This is a genomic window from Pacificispira spongiicola, assembly GCF_012926505.1.
Taxonomy (GTDB): Bacteria; Pseudomonadota; Alphaproteobacteria; order UBA8366; family Aestuariispiraceae; genus Pacificispira; species Pacificispira spongiicola.
Genome location: NZ_JABBNT010000002.1, coordinates 853,482 through 873,412 on the forward strand (window position 1 = coordinate 853,482; position 19,931 = coordinate 873,412).

Sequence of the window (19,931 nt, forward strand, 5' to 3'; positions counted from 1 at the left end):
CTTAAAGGCTGGTCAGGAAGGCGATCAATGCGTCGCGGTCTTCTTTCGACAAGGCCATGAACCCTTTCCGTGCCCCAGCCGCCGATCCGTCGTGCCAAAGGATCGCCTCCGCCGCCCCCCGGGCCCGCCCGTCATGCAGCAGCGGGAAGGCCGGGTCCTTCTTCAACACCCGTCCCAATCCCCAGAGCGGTGCTGTCCGCCATTTCGCACTGTCCACCCCGCCTTCCGGCAAACCGTCATCCAGACCCGGCCCCATATCGTGCAAGGCGAGGTCGGTATAGGCATGCACCATGCCCGATCCCATCTGTTTCGGCAGGTCGGGGCGGTGGCACTGCGCGCAGCCGATCTTGGTAAACAGCATCTTTCCCAAGGCAGGCGGAGGATCGGGTTCCGGCGCGGCCAGATGGTCGGTGAACAGGGTCAGCAGCATCAAGCGCGCGCCGTCGATTTCCGGTTTCCCTTGCGCGCATCCATCCGACGGGCAAATCGGGACGGGCTGATAGTGGGAGGTGATCCCGATATCCTGGGACAGTGCAGCCGCGTTCTGGGTGACCAGGGTCGGTTCAAGCGCTTTCCATCCGAAGAGTCCGGGCGTGAACTGGGGCCCGACCGCGTCCGCCAGCGCGCCGACGCCGTAAACTTGCGGCGCGACGCGGATAGACCAGCGCGCATCCGGTCCGGGATCGGGTGCGATGGTCAGGACCGGGCGGCGCAGTTCGTATTCCGTCCCGTCGGGAAATTGCCCCGACATCGGCTCCCAATCCAGGGAAAGCGATGCCTCAGGCGCAACATCCGGAACCGCGCGGTCCTGAATTTGCGTGCCGAAGACGGGATGCGCAGAAACCTTGCCGTCCTTGTCCACCACGCCGATGCGCACCAGCGCCGTAAGGAAGGGAGAGTTCGGTCCTTCCGGCGGCTTCCCGCGCCCACCCGCGCCATGGCAGGATGCACAGGACAGGCGATTGTAAAGCGGCCCCAGCCCGACCAAATCGTCCGGTCCGTTTGTGCCTGACGGCCGCCAGTGACCGTTGAAGATCAGACGCCCTTCCTCGTAAGCTTGCCGCATTTCGGCGGACAATCCGGCACGCGGCGCCAGCGGATCGGGCGGCAGATCCTGCGCATACGCGACCGTTCCCACGACCGCGAGACCACAGACAAGCAGACAGAAAGACAGAAACCTGAACACGAACCCTCAGGACAAGCTGGAGCGAGCGAAAGCGACACGCCCGCCTTCGGAACGCTCCCCTTCCGGAAGGCCCTCCCGGAAAGCCCACCCGGAAAACCCACCTGGAAAGTTCGTCAGGCCTCCAACGTCATCAAGGACGCATTGCCACCCGCCGCCGTCGTGTCGATCGATACAGTGCGCTCCACGGCGAAGCGATGCAAGTATCGCGGCCCGCCCGCCTTCGGCCCGGTACCGCTCAACCCTTCGCCGCCGAAAGGTTGGACGCCGACGATCGCACCGATCTGATTGCGGTTCACATAGGCATTGCCGACCCGCAGACGTTTCAGCACCCGCGTGACCGTTTCGTCGATCCGGCTGTGTACCGCGCAGGTCAGACCGAACCCGGTGCCGTTGATCGCATCCACGACCGAGTCGATTTCCCCCGCCTTGAAACGCACGATATGCAGGATGGGACCGAAATGTTCGGTCTTCAGCACATCGATGTTGGGGATTTCAAAGGCCATCGGCGCGACGAAGGTTCCCTTGTCGCAGGCGGCGGGCAGCGGGGTTTCGCCGACCTTCTTCGCCGTCTTGGACATATCCGCGATATGGGCGTTGAGGGCCGCTTTCGCCTCCGCATCGATGACGGGCCCGACATCCGTGGACAGGAAGGCAGGATCGCCCATCTTCAATTCCTTCATCGCGCCGGCGATCATGGCGATCTGCTTGTCGGCCACGTCTTCCTGCACGAACAGGCAGCGCAGGGCGGAACACCGCTGCCCCGCGCTCTGGAAGGAGGAGATCAGAACATCGCGCGTCACCTGTTCCGGCAGGGCGGAACTGTCGACGATCATCGCGTTCTGGCCGCCGGTTTCCGCGATCAGCGGCACGATCGGCCCGTCCCGATCCGCCAGCTTGCGATTGATCAGGCGCGCCGTGTCCGTCGACCCGGTGAAGGCGACCCCGCCCAGGCGGGGATCGGACAGCAGGGCATTCCCGATTGTCGGTCCATCGCCCGGCAAAAGATGGACCGCATCCGCCGGAACCCCCGCCGCATGCAGCAGCTTCACCGCCTCATAGGCGATGATTGGGGTTTGCTCCGCCGGTTTGGCGAGAACCGCATTCCCCGCCGCCAGCGCCGCCGCGACCTGACCGGAGAAAATGGCCAGTGGGAAGTTCCAGGGCGAAATACACAGGAAAACGCCCCGACCGTGCAGGCGTATCTGGTCGATTTCGCCGGTCGGCCCCGGCAGGTCGGTCGGACCGGCGAAATCCGCGCGCGCCATCGCCGCGTAGTAGCGCAGGAAATCCACGGCCTCGCGCAGTTCGGCGACGGCATCGGCCAGGGTTTTCCCGGCCTCCCGCATGACGATGGCCATAAGGCGCGCGCCATGGGCTTCGTACAGGTCCGCCGCGCGTTCCAGCGCCGCCGCCCGGTCCGTCGCCGGAACGTCGTCCCACAGCGGCTGGGCCCGCAATGCCCGTTCGAAGGCGTCCTTCGCCGTATCGGCCGTCGCCAGGGTAACATCGCCGACCTTGTAGCCACGATCCGCCGGGGAATAGACCGCCATCGCCTTGCCCGCGACCGGTGCGCCGCCGACAAGCGGGGCGGCGGTCCAGGGTTCTTTTTCCGCCTGTGCCATCGCCTCGCGCAGGATCAGCAGGGACGGCGCATCGGTGATGTCGTACCCGTCTGAATTCTTGCGCCCCTCGCCGAACAGGGCTTCCGGCATCGGGATCTGCGGATGGCGCACCGGCGATAGGCGTTCCGCCTCCCGCAGCGGGTCGGCGATGATGTCCGCGATGGGCAAACGGTCGTCGACGATGCGGTTCACAAAACTGCTGTTCGCCCCGTTTTCCAGCAAACGCCGGACAAGATAGGCCAGAAGGTCTTCGTGGCTGCCCACCGGCGCATAAATGCGAACGGGATAGCCGCCGCCGTCGGAATGATCGCCCGCCTTGCCGACGACTTGATCGTACAGCGCGTCGCCCATACCGTGCAGGCGCTGGAATTCGAAATCGCTGCGATTTCCGGCCATTTCCGCGATGGCGGCGAAGGTATGCGCGTTATGCGTCGCGAAGCACGGATAGAAGGCGTCCTGTTCTTCCAACAGTTTCCGCGCGCAGGCCAGATAGGAGACGTCGGTCGATACCTTGCGCGTGAAAACGGGATAATCGGCCAGACCCAGTTCCTGGGCGCGTTTGATTTCCGTGTCCCAATAGGCCCCCTTCACCAGTCGCACCATCAGGCGGCGCTTGCCGCGTTTCGCGACATCGGCCAGCCATTCGACGAGCGGATAGGCGCGCTTCTGATAGGCTTGAACCGCCAGCCCCAGCCCATTCCAGCCCGCCAGATCGGGGTCGAGAGCCAAGGCCTCGATGATATCCATGGAAATGTCGAGACGGTCCGTTTCCTCCGCATCGATGCACAGACCGATATCGTACTGTTTCGCCTGGACGCACAGGTCTTTCATGCGCGGCAGCAATTCGTCGAAGACGCGGGCTTCCTGGCCGAACTCGTACCGCGGATGCAAAGCCGACAGCTTCACCGAAATGCCCGGTGCCTCGATCGAGCCACGCCCTTTCGCCGCCTTGCCGATCTTGTCGATGGCGGCGGAATAGGCCTCGAAATAGCGCAGGGCATCCGCCATGGTGCGCGCCGCTTCCCCCAGCATGTCATAGGAATAGCGGTAGCCCCGGCTTTCGAAGCCTTTCGCGCGGTCCAGCGCCTCGCCGATCTTGCGGCCCATGACGAATTGGCGCCCCATGACGCGCATCGCCTGGGTCACGGCCTGACGGATGACCGGTTCGCCGGACCGGTGCACCAGCTTGCGCATGACCCCACGCCAGTCGCTGTCCCCGCCGCTTTCGTTCACCCCGACGATACGTCCGGTCAGCATCAAGGCCCAGGTGGAGGCATTGACGAACCAACTTTCGGACTGACCCAGATGGCTTTCCCAATTCGCGCCGCCGATCTTGTCCTTGATCAGGGCATCCGCCGTTTCGTCGTCCGGGATGCGCAACAGCGCCTCCGCAAGGCACATCAGCACGACGCCTTCTTTCGACGACAGCTCGTATTCATGCATGAAGGCGTCGATACCCGACGATTTGACCCGGTCCTCGCGTACCTTCACGACAAGGTTCCGCGCCCGTTCCTCAATCCGGTCGCGCGCGGCGGCGCTCACGGAAGCCTGAGAAAGGCGCTCATCCAGGCAGACGACCTCGTCCAGGCGATAGGCCTCGCGCACGCGGCGGCGCAGGTCGGACAGGGAGGCATGACGGTCGGCTTGGGCTTGGGTCAGAAGCATGGCGGTTTCCTGAAACGGAGTGGCGATGATCCCAAATGATACCGCCACAACAGCCGAATGTGCTTCTGTTTTACAAATTCCAACGATATTTTATAAATTGTTCAGCGCAAACAATAGAGAATTATGCTGCCATGCCGGACTCCCACAGGCCGCTCGACAAGATCGACCGGAATATTCTGCGCCTTCTGCAAACGGACGGACGCCTGACCAATGTGGAATTGGCACGACGGGTAAACCTGTCGCCCACCCCCTGCCTGGAACGTGTCCGCCGGTTGGAAAAGGACGGATATATCCGGGGCTATTCGGCGCGGTTGAACCCGACCCGGCTAGAGGCCGGATTGACCGTCTTCGTTCAGGTCACGTTGGACCGGACGACCACCGACATCTTCGACCATTTCCGCGAAGCCGTGGCGAAGGAACCGGGCATCGCCGAATGCCATATGGTGGCAGGGGGCTTCGATTATCTGCTGAAGGTCCGAACCAAAGACATGGAACGGTTCCGGCATTTTCTGGGCGATGTGATCAACATGCTGCCCGGCGTGATTTCGACGGCTACGTATGTCGCGATGGAGACCGTGAAGGAAGGCGATTTTGTACCGATACCGGAGTGACGGGTTCAACGAAGCCGTGTAACGTCGCGCGCGATGTGTGGAATTGCCGGATATATCGACCTCGACCGCCGCAGCCCGGATGCCCTATTGGCCGAAACCGGGCGCGCGATGACGGACGCCATCTATCGACGCGGTCCCGATATGGGGGCCGTTTGGACCGATGAAGCGGCGGGTATCGCGCAAGGCTTCCGACGCCTTGCGATCATCGATCTGTCGGAGGCCGGTCACCAGCCGATGCACAGCGCCGACGGTCGCTTCGTCATCACCTATAACGGCGAAATCTACAACTATCAGGACCTTGCGGAAGACCTTGCATCGCGCGGGCATCGGTTCCGCGGTCATTCCGATACGGAAGTGATGTTGGAACTCTTCGCCCGCGACGGCGTGGAAAAGACCCTGCCGCGTCTGATCGGCATGTTCGCCATCGCCCTGTGGGACCGACGGGACCGCCGCCTGACCCTGATCCGCGACCGTTTGGGCATCAAACCGGTTTACTTCGGTCGCCAGGGCCACCGCGTTTATTGGGGATCGGAATTGAAGGCGATCCGCGCGCATCGGGATTTCGTTGCCCATGTCGACCCCGCCGCGATCAACGGGTTCCTGCAAGGCAACGCCGTCACCGCGCCGGCCTGTATCTACCGTGACATACAAGCGCTGCCGCCGGGTCATCTGGCGACCGTCGCGGCCAACGGCGATATCGACATCCGCCCCTACTGGTCCATGGAAGACGTCGCGAAGGCACCGCAAACGACCCTGTCCCTGGACGAAGCGGTGGACGAAGCCGAACGCCTGATCGGCGACGCGGTGCGCCGCCGCATGGTGGCCGACGTGCCGCTGGGGGCGTTGCTGTCGGGCGGTATCGATTCTTCGACCGTCGTCGCCCTGATGCAGAAGGCATCGAACCGGCCGGTGAAGACCTACACAATCGGGTTCGGCGCGGCCGATTATGACGAGGCCACCCATGCCGAAGCCGTGGCCAAGCATCTGGGTACCGATCACCGGACCTTGTCTTTGTCACCCGATGCGGCGCGCGACCTGATCCCCAACCTGCCCGACTGGTATGACGAACCCTTCGCGGATTCCTCCGCCCTGCCGACCTATTTGGTCAGCCGTCTGGCGCGGGAGGACGTGACCGTGGCCTTGAGCGGCGACGGCGGGGACGAGGTGTTCTTCGGTTACAATCGGCACAAGGCCCTTGGCGCGATGGAACGGCGGCTGGCGTCGGTGCCCGGTTTTGCCCGCCGCCTTGCCGGATGCGCCCTGGCCGCGCCGGGCCCGGCCCTGTGGGACAGTTTGGCGAACATGATCCCGGCGTCGAAACGTCCCCGGATGGCGGGGGTGAAGGTGCAGAAATTGGGCCGCGCCCTGCGCGCCGATACGGCGGATCAGCGCTATCTGGACGTTGTCACCCATTGGCCGGGAAACCTGACCGGTCAACACCCGCCGCCGCGCCTGCCGAAGGGCATCCCCGCCGGGGACGCGGCCTTGCGGGCGGCCTGGACCGACACGGTGACCTATCTGCCCAGCGATATTCTGACCAAGGTGGACCGGGCCAGCATGGCGGTCAGCCTGGAAGCGCGCGTGCCTCTGCTGGACCATCGGGTCGTCGAATTCGCCTGGACCCTGCCGACGGAATACAAAATCCACAACGGCGTGACCAAATATCCGTTACGCGAAATCCTGTACCGGCATGTGCCGCGCGCCCTGGTGGACCGCCCGAAATCCGGCTTCGCCATTCCGTTGGGCGACTGGCTGGCCGGGCCGTTGCGCGATTGGGCCGAAAGCCTGCTGAACGAAGACCGAATCGCCAAACGCGGCTGGATCGATCCGGCGCCCGTACGGAAGGCTTGGAGCGATCATCTGGCCGGTCGCGGCGCACGGGCGGAAGCCCTGTGGGGCATCTGCATGCTGGAAGCCTGGGCGGAACGCTGGATCGGTACGCCATGAGCCGGATCGACCTCACCGGAAAAAGCGTCCTCTTCCTGGTCACGGAAGATTGGTATTTCTGGTCCCATCGCCTGCCCTTCGCCCGGGCGGCACGGGATGCCGGGGCAACGGTGCTGGTCGCCTGCCGCTATCAGGATCACCGCCTGAAGATCGAATCGGAAGGCTTTACCGCGATCCACGTTCCCTTCGATCGATCAGGCTTGAACCCGATCCGGGATTTCAAAACCTACAAGCACATCCTGGAAATCTATCTCCGGCACAAGCCGAACCTTGTGCATCAGGTCGCGATGAAGCCCGTCCTGTATGGCAGCATTGCCGCCGCGAAGGCGGACCTGCCCGCCGTGGTGAACGCGATGGCCGGTTTGGGTTTCCTGTTCATATCGAACAGTTGGAAAATGCGGCTGTTGCGTCCGGTGATTGAACGCCTGTTCCGCAAGCTCAACAACCGCCGCCATACAAAGCTGATCGTGCAGAACGGCGACGATGCGGAACTGTTCATTTCCCGCATCGGGGTCGAACCCGAACAGATCACCGTAATCCGGGGATCGGGCGTGAACACGGATCGTTTCCACCCGATGCCCGAACGGCCCGGCACGCCGGTCGCCGTCTGTGTCAGCCGCATGCTGTGGGACAAGGGGATCGGGGAATTGGTCGCCGCGGCACGTCTATTGAAACAACGCGGCGTGGCCCTGACCGTCCGTCTGGTCGGGCCGACGGATATGAATCCGGCCAGCATCCCCCAGGAAACGCTGGATTCCTGGCAAGCGGAAGGCGTCGTGGAGATTCTGGGGCCGCGCGACGATATCGCCGGGGTTTACGCCGATGCGCATATCGCGGTGCTGCCGTCCTATCGCGAAGGCCTGCCGAAGTCGCTGCTGGAAGGGGCGGCCTGCGCGCGGGCGGTGGTTGCGACCGACGTGCCCGGCTGCCGCGAAATTTGCCGTGACGGCGAAACCGGAATCCGGGTTCCGCTGAAATCGGTGGAACCGCTGGCCGATGCGCTGCAACGGCTTGCCGAAGACAAGGACCTGCGCCGGTCTCTCGGCCGCGGCGCGCGGCATGCCGTCGAAGAAGACTTTGCCGAAGAAATCGTGGTGGGGGAAACTCTCGCGCTCTACGCGACAATGATGGGAGGATGGCGCCGATGACGATCGACCTGACGGAAAAGCGGATTTTGATCACCGCCGGTGCCGCCGGTATCGGGCGGTTGATGGCCGAACGCATGGACCAGGCCGGGGCGCGGGTCTTCGTCTGCGACGTGGACGAGGCGGGATTGGACAATCTCAAGTCCATCCGGCCCGGTATCGGCTGTATCAAGGCGGACGTATCCGACCGCGACCAGATCGACGCCTTTTTCGACGCCGGCCTGAAATTCCTGGGCGGGTTGGACGTCATGGTCAACAATGCCGGGATCGCGGGCCCGACCGCCCCGGTCGAAGACATCGACCCCGACGATTTCGAGCGCGTTTTGTCGATCAACGTCACGGGTCAGTTCCTGTGCACGCGCCTCGCCGTTCCGGAACTGAAGAAATCGGGCGGTGGGTCGATCATCAACCTGTCTTCGGCGGCGGGCAAATTCGCCTTCCCGCTGCGCACGCCCTATTCCGCGTCCAAATGGGGTGTGATCGGTTTCACCAAGTCGCTGGCGGCGGAACTGGGCGAATTCAACATCCGCGTGAACGCGATCCTGCCCGGCGCGGTCGCCGGGGACCGGATCGAACGCGTGATTTCGGCAAAGGCGGAAGCACGCGGCGTGTCCTATGAGAAGATGCTGGCCGAGTATACCAGCATCGCCTCCATGAACCGGCTGATCCCACCGGACGACATTGTCGACATGGCCTTGTTCCTGGCCTCCGACCTGTGCGGCACGCTGTCCGGTCAGGCCTTGAGCGTCGACGGGGATTTGCAAACATTGAAGTAATCAATGGGAGGCGACGGATGAAACTATCGGGCAGTTGTCATTGCGGATCGGTCCGATTCACGGTCGAAAGTCCGCATCCCTATCCCTATAACCGCTGCTATTGTTCGATTTGCCGCAAGACCCAAGGCGGCGGCGGTTACGCCATCAATCTGGGCGCGGTCCATGAAACCCTGTCGGTCGAGGGGGCGGATGACGTCACCGTCTATCGGGCGCGGGACGACCGGAATGAAACCGGCATCAGTCCCCTGCAGCGGCATTTCTGCCGACACTGCGGATCGGGGCTTTGGTGCTATGACCCGCGCTGGCCGGAACTGGTGCATCCCTTTGCCTCCGCGATCGATACGCCGTTGCCCGACCCGCCTGAATACGTGCATTTGATGACGCGGTTCAAGGCGCCCTGGTGCCGCATTGAAGGGAAACCGGGGGACAAGAGTTTCCCGGACTATCCGGACGAGTCCCTCGCAGCGTGGCACGAACGCCTTGGGCTGACGCGGTAGGGGTCAGAAGGTCAGGCCGAAATAGGTTCCGGCCCAATAGACCATCAGCGGCAACGTGACGAAGGATACCAGCGTCTGCAGGGTGACGATGGCGGCCATCAGGGGCGCGTCGCCACCCATCTGCCGGGATAGCGTGAAGGACGACGCGGCGGTCGGTATGCTGGCGGCGATCATCGGCACGACGGCGGTCATGCCGGTCAGGCCCGTGGCCAGGATCAGGCCGAAGGCAGCGGCCGGAAAGACGACGAATTTGCCGACGATGGACAGCAGCACCGGCCCCAGGCTGGTATGCATTTCCCGGATGCGCAAATTCGCGCCGATGCACAACAGCACGATCGGCAGCGCCGCCGCGCCCAACAATCCGGTCGTCTGGTGAATGACGGGCAACCCGCCCAGCCCCAGCGCGTTCATCGACAGTCCGATGACGATGGAGACCAGCAGGGGATTGCGGGACAGATCGCGCAGGATCGCGCGGCCCAGACTGTGCGCACCAGGCTGCGGCAGCATCCCCGTCATCAGGGACACGACGACGATATTCGTCACCGGCACCAGCACCGCCGTCACCAGGGTCGCCAGCGCCAGACCTTCCGCCCCGAACAACTGCCCCGACACGGCCAGGGACACGAAGGTATTGTGCCGCGACGCCCCTTGCAGAACGGAACTGCCGACCGCGCCGGTCAGCCCCGTGATCTTCTTCACCGCCACGGCATAGAGCACCGCCGCCCCGAACGCCCCCAGAGTGACGATGGCATAGGATTCCAGCAGGTTCCCGGTCAGCTTCAAGGTCGATGTGTTGTGGAACAGCAGCGCCGGAAACAGCACCCAATAGGCCAGCTTGTCGTTCAGGTTCCAGAATTCGACGGACGGAATCCCCTTCCGCAGCAGATAGTTGCCCAGCAGGATCAACAGGAAGATCGGCGCGATGGAAGTGAGAATGGAAAACACGTCGGACTGGCCCCAAGCGATGATCCGCGCACTATAGGACGCCGACGGGTATTGTCGATTCCCGTCTTTCACCCATGTCCTGCCTCACCCGAAAAAGGTTTTCGGGCGGTCCCTCGGATGGCGGGGGGTCGCAGCCTGCGGCAGGGCGGATTGCGGCAGAGCGGATTGCGGCACGGCGGTTTTCATCGGGCGATATCCCGCGCCACGATGGCCTTCCGGGGCGATCTGCACCACCGGCCCGCCGCGATGGGATCCCGGCATGGGATTGCGGACCTCGTCCGACGGCATGACGGCGTCGATCGCTTTCCCGTCATTCCCTTCCGCCAATTCGTCCAGCAGATAGGATCGATCCTCGATCTTCTGGGCCACGATATGGATGACAATGCCTTCCTTCTGCATCTTGCCGGTCACCGACATCAGGCGGCTGGTCAGGATCGGGCGGCGGAAGGCCTCGAACGTATCCTGCCAGATGACGATATTGGCGACGCCGGTTTCGTCCTCCAGCGTCGCGAAAACGACCCCCTTCGCGCTGCCCGGACGCTGCCGAACGAGGACCAGCCCCGATACCGTCACCCGCCGCCCCGGCGTCACCGTCGGCAATTCCGACGCCACCGTCACGTCCGACAGCGGTGCATCCGCCCGGCCCCGCAGCAGGGCCATCGGATGCGCCTTGAGGCTGAGGCGCAGGGCGGAATAATCCTCTGCCACCGCCTCTCCCATACTGGCCTTGGGCAGGGTGACGACCGGCTCCGCGCCATATTCCGCTTCCGCCGCGTGTTGGAACAGCGGCAGGGGGGCGTCCCCGCCCAGCCCCTTCACCGCCCACCAGGCCGCCCGCCGGTCCAATCCCAGGGAGGAAAACGCATCCGCCCGCGCCAGCGCCGCCAAGGCGCGCTTACCGATCCGCGCACGCAGCCACAAATCCGCCGGACGGGCATACCCATTGGCGCGAAAGCCGACGATTTCCTCCACTTCTGATTCCGACAATCCCTTGACCTGCCGAAAGCCGAGCCGCAAGGCGAGACCGTTTTCCGCCGCCTCCAGCGTACAGTCCCAGTGAGAGGCGTTGACGTCCGGCGGGCGAACCTCGACGCCATGCGCCTCTGCGTCTCGGACAATCTGGGCCGGGGCGTAAAACCCCATCGGCTGGCTGTTCAACAGCGCGCAGGCGAAGGCTGCCGGGTAATGGCATTTCAGCCAGGCGGACACATAGACCAGCAGAGCGAAACTGGCGGCATGGCTTTCCGGGAATCCGTATTCGCCGAAACCTTCGATCTGCCGAAAGCAACGGGTCGCGAATTCTTCCGTATAACCGTTTCGGATCATGCCCTGGACCATCTTGTCCCGGAACTGATCGATCTCCCCCATCTTACGGAAGGTCGCCATGGCGCGCCGCAAACGATCCGCCTCCGCCGGGGTAAACCCCGCCGCCACGATGGCGATCTGCATCGCCTGTTCCTGGAACAGCGGGACACCGTTCGTTTTCTCCAAAACCTGCCGTAATTCTTCGGACGGATAGTCGACCGGTTCCTCCTTATTGCGGCGACGCAGATAGGGATGGACCATGTCGCCCTGGATCGGGCCGGGCCGGACGATCGCGACCTCGATCACCAGATCGTAGAAATTCCGGGGTTTCATGCGCGGCAGAAAAGACATCTGCGCCCGGCTTTCAACCTGGAACACGCCGATACTGTCCGCCCGGCACAACATGTCATAGGTCGCGCTGTCCCCCGGCGGGATGCTGGCCAAATCGTCGTTGCGCCCGTAATGCCGGTGCAACAGGTCGAAGGCCTTGCGGATGCAGGTCAGCATCCCAAGCGACAGGATATCGACCTTCAGGATGCCCAGCGCGTCGAGGTCGTCCTTGTCCCACTGGATCACGGTACGGTCGGCCATGGCCGCGTTTTCGATGGGCACGATCGTATCCAGGCGGCTGCGCGTCATGACCATGCCGCCGACATGCTGGCTCAAATGTCGGGGGAAACCGATGATCTGGCGGATCAGCGCCAGGGTCTGACGCAGACGCCGGTCGCGCGGGTCCAGACCGACTTCCTCCAACCGATCGGCGGCGGTCACCCGCTCGTCGGACCACCCCCATATCTGGGAGGCCAGCAACGTCACCGTATCGTCACCCAGCCCCATCGCCTTGCCGACCTCCCGGATCGCACCGCGCGCCCGGAAGCGGGTGACGACGGCGGTCATGCCCGCACGCTCCCGCCCGTATTTTTCATAGACGTATTGGATCACCTCCTCCCGCCTCTCATGCTCGAAATCAACGTCGATATCCGGCGGTTCGTTGCGTTCGGCGGACACAAAGCGTTCGAACAGAAGGTCCAGGCGCGCCGGATCGACGGAAGTGACGCCCAGGCAGTAACAGACCGCCGAATTCGCCGCCGACCCCCGCCCCTGACATAGAATCTTCTTCGACCGGGCATGGCGGACGAGGTCATAGACGGTCAGGAAATAGGGGGCGTAGCCCAGACCCGCGATCAGGTCCAATTCGTGTTCCACCGCCTTGCGCACCTTTTCCGGCACCCCGCCCGGATAGCGGCCTCGTGCACCCTCCCAGGTCAGACGGGTCAGCGATTCCTGGACCGTTTCCCCCGGCGTGACGATCTCGTCCGGGTAGTCGTAGGCCAGTTCATCGAGGGAGAAATCGACCTTCTCCACAATCTCCAGCGTCGCCGCCAGCATGTCCGGTCGGTCGGCGAACAGGGCCGCCATCTCCGCCGGAGATTTCAGATGCCGTTCCCCATTCGCCTGGGTCAGACGGCCCGCCGTGTCGATGGTCACGCCTTCCCGGATGCAGGTCAGAACATCGGCCAGCGGCCGCCGCGCGGCCTCATGCATCAGCACATTGTTTGTCGCGACCAGCCTGCCTTCCGGTAGGGGCAGCGGCGACCCGTCATAGGTCCGAGACACGGCGATGTAGAAATCGTTCCCCGCCAGATCGCCCAACCGCCGAAAGGCATCATCTGCCTGCGCGAAACTGTCGGCTACGGCGATCAGCACCATTTCCGCCCCCCAGGCCTCCACATCGGCGAGGTGCAGCAGGCAGTTCCCCTTCTCCGCCCGGCGCCGCCCCAGGGTGATCAATTGGGACAGACGGCCATACGCCTCCCGATGCTTGGGATAGGCGATTACCGATCCGGCTCTTTCTCCTGCATCGTCCGTCAGGTCCAGCCGCGCACCGACCAGCAGGCGTAGCCCATGCGCCTTCGCCGCGACATGGGCGCGGACCACGCCGGCCAGGGAATTCCGATCCGCCACGCCCAGAGCCGACAGCCCCAGCGCCTTTGCCTGAATCGCCAATTCGTCCGCATGGGAGGCACCCTCCAGAAAGGAGAAATTGGTCAGGCATTGCAGTTCGGCGTAACCGGTCATGGCCTCACGGGTCTTTTCTTCAGAACAGCCCATGCAGATACCAGCGCACGGGCCGATTGCCCGCCTCGCTGTATATCCAGAAGCGCCGCCCGGTTTCGTCTTCGACGTCGTAGTAATCGCGCGCGCCCCCCGCCCAGAACGCATCCTTGCGCCACCATTCCGGGGCGATCCTTTCCGGTCCGCGCAGCAGGCGCAGGGCCGTGCGGCGACCGAAGATGCGAAAACTGTGCCCGCCCAGATCCTCAATCGGATAGGGCGCGTTGAGCAACCGCAGCGGCCTGTCCCCGCTCTTCGACCAAGGGGCGGACTTATCCGGCAAGACCGCCGTCCGGGTCTGCGCCCGGTCCGGCAGATGGCTGTCGACCGGGGCCAGACGGAAAACATTGTCCGCCCCCAACCGGTTCCCCAGCCGGTCGATCGCGGTTTCCAACGCGGTCCGGTCATATCCCGTCACGGCGCCGATCCCGTCTTCCTGCGTGGCGGTGCAGGCCTCGACCCCCGTTGCGGCCAGCAGCATGGAATCCACGCCGTAACCCGGTTCCACCGTTTTCAGTTTTTCGGCAAACAGGCGGAACAACCGGTTCGGGTCGCGGGCCGGTCGGGCCGTGCCGATGGTCAGGGACTGTTCCGTCCGGTCGGCGCGATACAGGGTCCAGTCGAGCCGCCGACAGCCGCGTCCTTCATCCCCCAGCCGTCGGCACAGCCTGTCCAGCAAACGGCGCAGCGCCGCCTCGATATCCGGCGTGTCGCCGATCGGATCAGGGAAGCGCAGCCGCACCCGATAGGGCGGACGGATCGGACGCGGCGCAATCGGCCGTGGCGCCTGCCCCAGCGCCTTGTCCAGCGCCGACGCCAGGGCTAAACCGAACCGCGCGGCCAGCGCGGCACGCGGCACCCCGATCAAATCCCCGATCCGGCGCAGCCCGACGCGCACCAGCCCGTCGAAAACATCCTCGTCCAGTCCCGGTTCGACGGCGCTCAAGGCCGTGACCGGCAGGTCGGACAGGACATCCGACAGTTTGGCGTCCGGGGCGACATGCCATTCCTCCCGCCCGCCATAGCGGGCCAAAGCCGCCGCCGCGCCGGATGTGGAGGCCAACGCCGCCGAAGCATGAAAACCCAATGCCGCCAACCCCTCCCGCGCCTGCCGGATCAACACCGCCTCCCCGGAATCCGTGTCGGTTTCGAACAGGGGATCGCAGCCCGCGGTATCGAGCATCAAGCCATCCACGCCGTCGACCGCAACCAGGGGGGTAAAGCGATCACACCACAGCGCCAATTCATACAGGCGCGCCCGATCCCCGTCCGGGTCGTGCGGCAGGACCGTCAGATCGGGACAGACCGCCTGTGCGCTGGCCAGGGTCATGCCGGACCGCAAGCCGCGTTGCCGTGCCATGCGATCCAGCGCCACCAGAAACGCGCTGTTGCCGACCCGCTGCACGGTCGCACCGGGAACGGATAGGGGCGCCTCGCCTGCCGCCGGACGCAGGCGGTCCGTCGGCAGAAACGGCAACCAAAGACAAAGATAACGCCGTCCCGACATGGATCACACCGTATCGAGAAGCCAACGCCGGGTTTCTTCCCCGGTCAGGCCCCGGCACCGTTCCAGCACCAGCGACAGACGGCGGCGGACCGGGCCGGTTTCGGAAATGGCGGCGGGTGCCGGTTCGGCGCGCCAGCGGCTGGCCGACGTGCCGGGCGCGGAAATGGCCGCACCGCCTTCCGACACCAACAGGCCGCAGGTTCCCCCAGCCTCTGCCGCCAGACTCAATCGCCGGGCCGCCGTCGTGCCCAACGCGCCCTCCGGCTCCCCCAGAACCAGCGAGAAAGCACCGCTTTTCAGGGCTTCCTCGATCAGCCACAACCCTTCCACCGCGGACCGGTAGCGGGCAATCACCAACCGCGACGGGTCCACGCCATATCCCGCCAGTCCGGGGCCATAAAGCGCATGTCCCGCCGCAACGGGCACGGCCCAGAGCGCCGGGGCGGCGGCATTTTCCAACCGGCGGGCCAGCAGATGCACGGCAAACCGACGGGCGGCCAGCCCCAGGCTTTCATGAATCGCTCCACAGGTCAGACCGCCATCCGGCAGGACAGCATCCACGGCGGCAAAGCCGGTTCGCAGGGCAGAACCTTTGGATGGGGCACGCCGAAACTGCCGTTCAATCCGGTCGACATGCCGCCGTGCCGTTGCCAGCCGCAGACCGGCATCTGCCCATACGCCGTCCCCCTCCGTGCCTTCTCGCCACGCCCCCCCATTCCGCGCCGTTTCGAAAATCTCCGCACGATAAACGCTCATATCGGATGATCCTTTCGTTCACTGCCTTGGCCGTGTTATTGGTTACTTTGATGAACCTGTTTTGTTCTCACACAATAGTTCCTTAAATGTTCACTTTCAAGACTCTCTTCGTTCCCTTTGCATGATGCACTCTAACGCACGGAAATTGCGGCATCTTCCGCCACAGGACTTTCCAACCCCGCCCATACAAGGCTACAACGAGTGAACGATTTTAAAGTTCAGGATGGCGAGCGCGACCAGATGGCCCAGGACGATCAGGACGATTCCGTAATGAAGGCAGATCTGCCAGTCGACGCTCCGGTAAAGTCTGAAACCGGGGGCACAGAAGCCACCGAAACAGCCGCTAAGAAATCGGCGAAAAAGGCGTCCCGGAAAAAGGCCGCCGCCAAGAAGGCGTCTTCCAAGAAAGCTGCCGCCGCGCCGGCCGAACAGGCGAAACCCGCCGATAGCGGCCCAGCCCCCGCAGATACCGGCCCGGTCCCGGCCAGCCTGCAGCATATGCCGGTCACCCTGTTCGGGGCGGGTCTGGGCCTCGCCGGGTTCGCCACCGCGTGGCGGGAAATCGCCGCCGTCTTCGGCTGGGGAATCCTTCTGTCCAAACTGCTGGTCGGCATCGCCCTGGGGGTCTTCGGGATCCTGGTCATCCTCTACGGCATCAAGACCCTGCGCCATTTCCCCGCCGTGAAGGCGGAATTCCGCCATCCGGTCACCAGCAATTTCTTTTCCGCCGCGACCATGACGCTGATGATCCTGGCCTCCCATCTAGGGCAGGCCGCGCCGATGCTGGCAGAGGGAATCTGGGTCGTCGCCGCCGTGATCAACGTGGCGATTTCCGTCATCATCGTTACCTTCTGGATCGGACGCGACTGCCATATCTCGCACGTTGCGCCGGTCTGGTTCATCCCGGTCGTCGGCAATCTGGTCATCCCGATCGTCGGCGCGCCCATGGGCTATACCCAACTCGGCTGGATGATTTTTGCGATCGGCCTGCTGTTCTGGCTGGTGCTGTTCACGGTCATCCTGTACCGGCTGATTTTCGAACGACCCCTGGAAAACCCGCAGCGGCCCAGCCTGTTCATCCTCATCGCCCCGCCGTCGCTGTGCTTCGTTTCCTATGTTGTGCTGAAAGGCGGGCTGGTCGACGGCGTCGCCAGCATGTTCCTGGGCGTGTCCATCTTCATGCTGTTAATTCTGTTGCCGCAGATTCCGGCGCTGATGCGTCTGCCCTTCGGGATCAGCTGGTGGTCCTACACCTTCCCGCTCGCTGTATTTTCCGTCGCCTGCACGCTTTACGCCGACGCGATCAATCATGCTGCGGCCTCGGCCCTATCCGTGGCCGCCATCGCCGGGGTCAGCATGATAACCCTGCTGGTCTCCGTTCAGACAATCCGCTTCGTCATGGCGGGCCGTATCCTCCGCCCGGTGGAAACGCCGCTACCGAAGCCGTAACCGCTCAAACCCAAAACAGGTCGAAGACAGATGACAGCTTCCCAATACGACATCCCCACCCCCGCACGGGTTACCGCGCGCATCCTGATCGAAACGAAATCGGTCCTGTTCCGCCCGGAAGACCCGTTCATCCTGACGAGCGGGCGGGCCAGCCCGGTCTATGTCGATTGCCGCCGTCTGATCGCCTTCCCCCGCGCCCGCCGCCGCCTGATTTCCCTGGCCGCGCAATCCATCGAAGACCGCATCGGCTTCGAATCCCTGGACGTCATCGCGGGTGGGGAAACCGCCGGCATTCCCTATGCCGCCTGGGTCGCCGACGCGCTGATGCTGCCGATGTGCTATATCCGCAAAAAGCCGAAAGGCTTCGGCCGCAACGCCCGCATCGAAGGCGCATTGGAAGAAGGTCAGAACGTCCTGCTGGTCGAAGACATGTCGACCGACGGCGGATCCAAACTGTCCTTCGTCGAAGGCATCCGTGACGCCGGGGCCGAATGCCACCACACCTTTGTCTTCTTCCACTATGGCATCTTCCCCGAAGGCGAGCGCAAGCTGGCCGAAAACGGGGTCAGCCTGCACACGCTGGCGACCTGGTGGGACGTCATCGCCTGCGCCAAGGAAGAAGGCTATTTCGCCGCCGGTCAGGCCGGGGAGGTCGAGGCCTTCCTGCACGACCCGGCGGGCTGGTCCCGCGCCCATGGAGGCACCGAGGCTTGATCCGACCCGTCGCCGCCGCGCTAGCCGGAGCCTTCGCGCTCCTCTTCTTCGTCGCCCTTTCCGCCCCGCAGGCGGAGGCGGCGGACAAGCGGCGGTTGACGATCGGGATCAGCCAATATCCGTCGACCCTGCACCCATCCTTCGATTCCATGATGGCGAAGTCCTATATCGCGGGCATGGCGCGGCGGCGGATCACCACCTATTCCCCGGAATGGCTGGAAATCTGTCAGCTCTGCACCGAATTGCCGAGCCTGGAGAAAAACACCGCCGCCTATGAAACGACGCCGGACGGAAAACCGGGCATGGCCGTGACCTATACTTTGAAACCCGATGCGGTCTGGGCGGACGGCGTACCGATCACCACGAGAGACATCGCCTTTACCGTGGAGGTCGGCAAGAACCCGGAAACCGGCATCGACAATGCGGAACTGTACAGCCGGATCGACAGCGTCGACATTCTGGACGACAAAAGCTTCACCCTGCATCTGAACAAGCGGACCTGCGATTATTCCGGTCTGGCGGGATTCGACATTCTGCCCGCGCATATCGAACGGCCGATCTTCGAACAGGGGGCGTCGGAATACCGGCATCGCAGCGCCTATGACACCGACCCGACTCAACCGGGCCTGTGGCATGGTCCCTATCGCGTTGCCCGTGTCACGCCGGGGCAGAGCATCCTTCTGGAACGCAATCCGAATTGGTGGGGGGCGCGTCCCTATTTCGACGAAATCCTGGTCCGGGCGATCGAGAATACCGCGGCGCTGACCGCAAACCTTCTGTCCGGCGACATCGATATGATCGCGGGAGAGGTCGGCATCCCAGTCGATCAGGCGCTGTCTTTCGAGGCCAAGCACGGCGCGGATTTCAAGGCCGTCTATCGTCCGGGCCTGTTCTACGAACATATCGACCTGAATCTGGACAATCCCATCCTTCAGGATTCCCGCGTCCGTCTGGCGCTATTGACCGCCATCGACCGGGACGCCATCAGCCAGCGCCTGTTCAAGGGCGTGCAACCGGTCGCCCATGGCAACGTCAATCCGCTGGACGTCCGATACGATGCGACCGCGCCGCGCGTCGCCTATAACCCGGACCGCGCGGCTGCCCTGCTGGACGAGGCCGGGTGGCGCATGGGCGGCAACGGGATACGCGAAAAGGACGGCCAGCCGCTGACATTGACCATCCAGACCACGGCAGGCAACACGACCCGCGAACTGGTCGAACAGGTCCTGCAAAACCAATGGCGCGCGGTCGGCGTCGACATCCGCATCGAAAACGAACCGGCGCGCGTCCTGTTCGGGGAAACGATTTCCAAGCGTAAATTCACCGGTCTGGCCATGTTCGCGTGGTTGAGCGCCCCGGAATCCATCCCCCGGACGACCCTGCATTCCAGTCAAATTCCGACAGCGGAAAACGCCTGGATCGGTCAGAACTACACCGGCTACGCCAATCCCGAAATGGACCGTATCATCGACGATCTGGAAACCGAATGCGCGGAAACGGATCAGGCCCGCCTTTGGTCGCGGCTTCAGCATCTTTATGCCGAAGACCTGCCTGTCCTACCGCTCTATTTCCGGTCCGACCCATTCCTGATGCCGAAGAACCTGACGGGGGTGCGGCCGACGGGCCATCAATATCCGTCCACCTTATGGGTTGAGGAATGGCGCCTGAACGACTGATGGCGCACTTTCCCA

14 protein-coding genes are annotated in these 19,931 nt (G+C 63.8%); 8 read left to right on the forward strand and 6 right to left on the reverse strand.

Annotated elements, in window-relative coordinates; translation table 11 throughout:
- Position 1: 1 nt before the first annotated feature.
- Entirely contained in the window at positions 2–1,138 is a 1,137-nt protein-coding gene (locus tag HH303_RS09320) for a di-heme oxidoredictase family protein (RefSeq protein ID WP_169625025.1), read from the reverse strand.
- A 161-nt stretch (positions 1,139–1,299) separates the two neighbouring features.
- Positions 1,300–4,473: a bifunctional proline dehydrogenase/L-glutamate gamma-semialdehyde dehydrogenase PutA gene (gene putA / locus HH303_RS09325; protein WP_169625026.1), complete on the reverse strand. Its 3,174-nt coding sequence runs from the start codon at positions 4,471–4,473 to the stop codon at positions 1,300–1,302.
- 131 nt (positions 4,474–4,604) lie between these two features.
- Between putA and HH303_RS09330 the strand changes: the two genes are divergently transcribed.
- The 5 genes from HH303_RS09330 to HH303_RS09350 are packed head-to-tail and all read left to right on the forward strand — an operon-like array spanning position 4,605 to position 9,449.
- Entirely contained in the window at positions 4,605–5,084 is a 480-nt protein-coding gene (locus HH303_RS09330) for an Lrp/AsnC ligand binding domain-containing protein (RefSeq protein WP_169625027.1), read from the forward strand.
- Between the two features lie 33 nt (positions 5,085–5,117).
- Positions 5,118–7,031, forward strand: coding sequence for an asparagine synthase (glutamine-hydrolyzing) (gene asnB, locus HH303_RS09335; RefSeq protein ID WP_169625028.1), 1,914 nt, complete (start codon positions 5,118–5,120; stop codon positions 7,029–7,031).
- Positions 7,028–8,179: a glycosyltransferase family 4 protein gene (locus HH303_RS09340; RefSeq protein ID WP_169625029.1), complete on the forward strand. Its 1,152-nt coding sequence runs from the start codon at positions 7,028–7,030 to the stop codon at positions 8,177–8,179. Before asnB ends, HH303_RS09340 begins: the two co-directional genes overlap by 4 nt.
- Positions 8,176–8,952, forward strand: coding sequence for an SDR family oxidoreductase (locus HH303_RS09345; protein ID WP_169625030.1), 777 nt, complete (start codon positions 8,176–8,178; stop codon positions 8,950–8,952). Before HH303_RS09340 ends, HH303_RS09345 begins: the two co-directional genes overlap by 4 nt.
- A 17-nt stretch (positions 8,953–8,969) precedes the next feature.
- Entirely contained in the window at positions 8,970–9,449 is a 480-nt protein-coding gene (locus HH303_RS09350) for a GFA family protein (protein WP_169625031.1), read from the forward strand.
- Between the two features lie 3 nt (positions 9,450–9,452).
- Here the strand turns inward: HH303_RS09350 and HH303_RS20290 are convergent, their stop codons facing one another.
- From HH303_RS20290 to HH303_RS09370, 4 genes are read right to left on the reverse strand one after another with little or no spacing between them, the layout of a single operon-like run.
- Complete coding sequence (locus HH303_RS20290; protein ID WP_169625032.1) at positions 9,453–10,466, reverse strand: AEC family transporter; 1,014 nt, start codon at positions 10,464–10,466, stop codon at positions 9,453–9,455.
- A gap of 12 nt (positions 10,467–10,478) precedes the next feature.
- Positions 10,479–13,811, reverse strand: a complete 3,333-nt coding sequence (locus HH303_RS09360; RefSeq protein WP_319637358.1) for an error-prone DNA polymerase — start codon at positions 13,809–13,811, stop codon at positions 10,479–10,481.
- Positions 13,798–15,321, reverse strand: coding sequence for a Y-family DNA polymerase (locus HH303_RS09365; RefSeq protein WP_169625033.1), 1,524 nt, complete (start codon positions 15,319–15,321; stop codon positions 13,798–13,800). The genes HH303_RS09360 and HH303_RS09365 overlap by 14 nt, the downstream gene beginning before the upstream one ends.
- Before the next feature lie 3 nt (positions 15,322–15,324).
- Positions 15,325–16,077, reverse strand: a complete 753-nt coding sequence (locus HH303_RS09370; RefSeq protein ID WP_169625034.1) for an ImuA family protein — start codon at positions 16,075–16,077, stop codon at positions 15,325–15,327.
- A gap of 201 nt (positions 16,078–16,278) precedes the next feature.
- On the opposite strand from HH303_RS09370, the gene HH303_RS09375 reads away from it, so the two are divergent.
- The 3 genes from HH303_RS09375 to HH303_RS09385 are packed head-to-tail and all read left to right on the forward strand — an operon-like array spanning position 16,279 to position 19,916.
- The gene (locus tag HH303_RS09375; RefSeq protein ID WP_169625035.1) at positions 16,279–17,526 is read left to right on the forward strand and encodes an SLAC1 anion channel family protein; all 1,248 of its coding nucleotides are present in this window, start codon (positions 16,279–16,281) and stop codon (positions 17,524–17,526) included.
- Positions 17,527–17,556: 30 nt separating this feature from the next.
- Positions 17,557–18,240, forward strand: coding sequence for an orotate phosphoribosyltransferase (locus HH303_RS09380; protein WP_169625036.1), 684 nt, complete (start codon positions 17,557–17,559; stop codon positions 18,238–18,240).
- Positions 18,237–19,916: a peptide ABC transporter substrate-binding protein gene (locus tag HH303_RS09385; protein ID WP_319637359.1), complete on the forward strand. Its 1,680-nt coding sequence runs from the start codon at positions 18,237–18,239 to the stop codon at positions 19,914–19,916. Before HH303_RS09380 ends, HH303_RS09385 begins: the two co-directional genes overlap by 4 nt.
- The last annotated feature ends 15 nt before the right edge of the window (positions 19,917–19,931 follow it).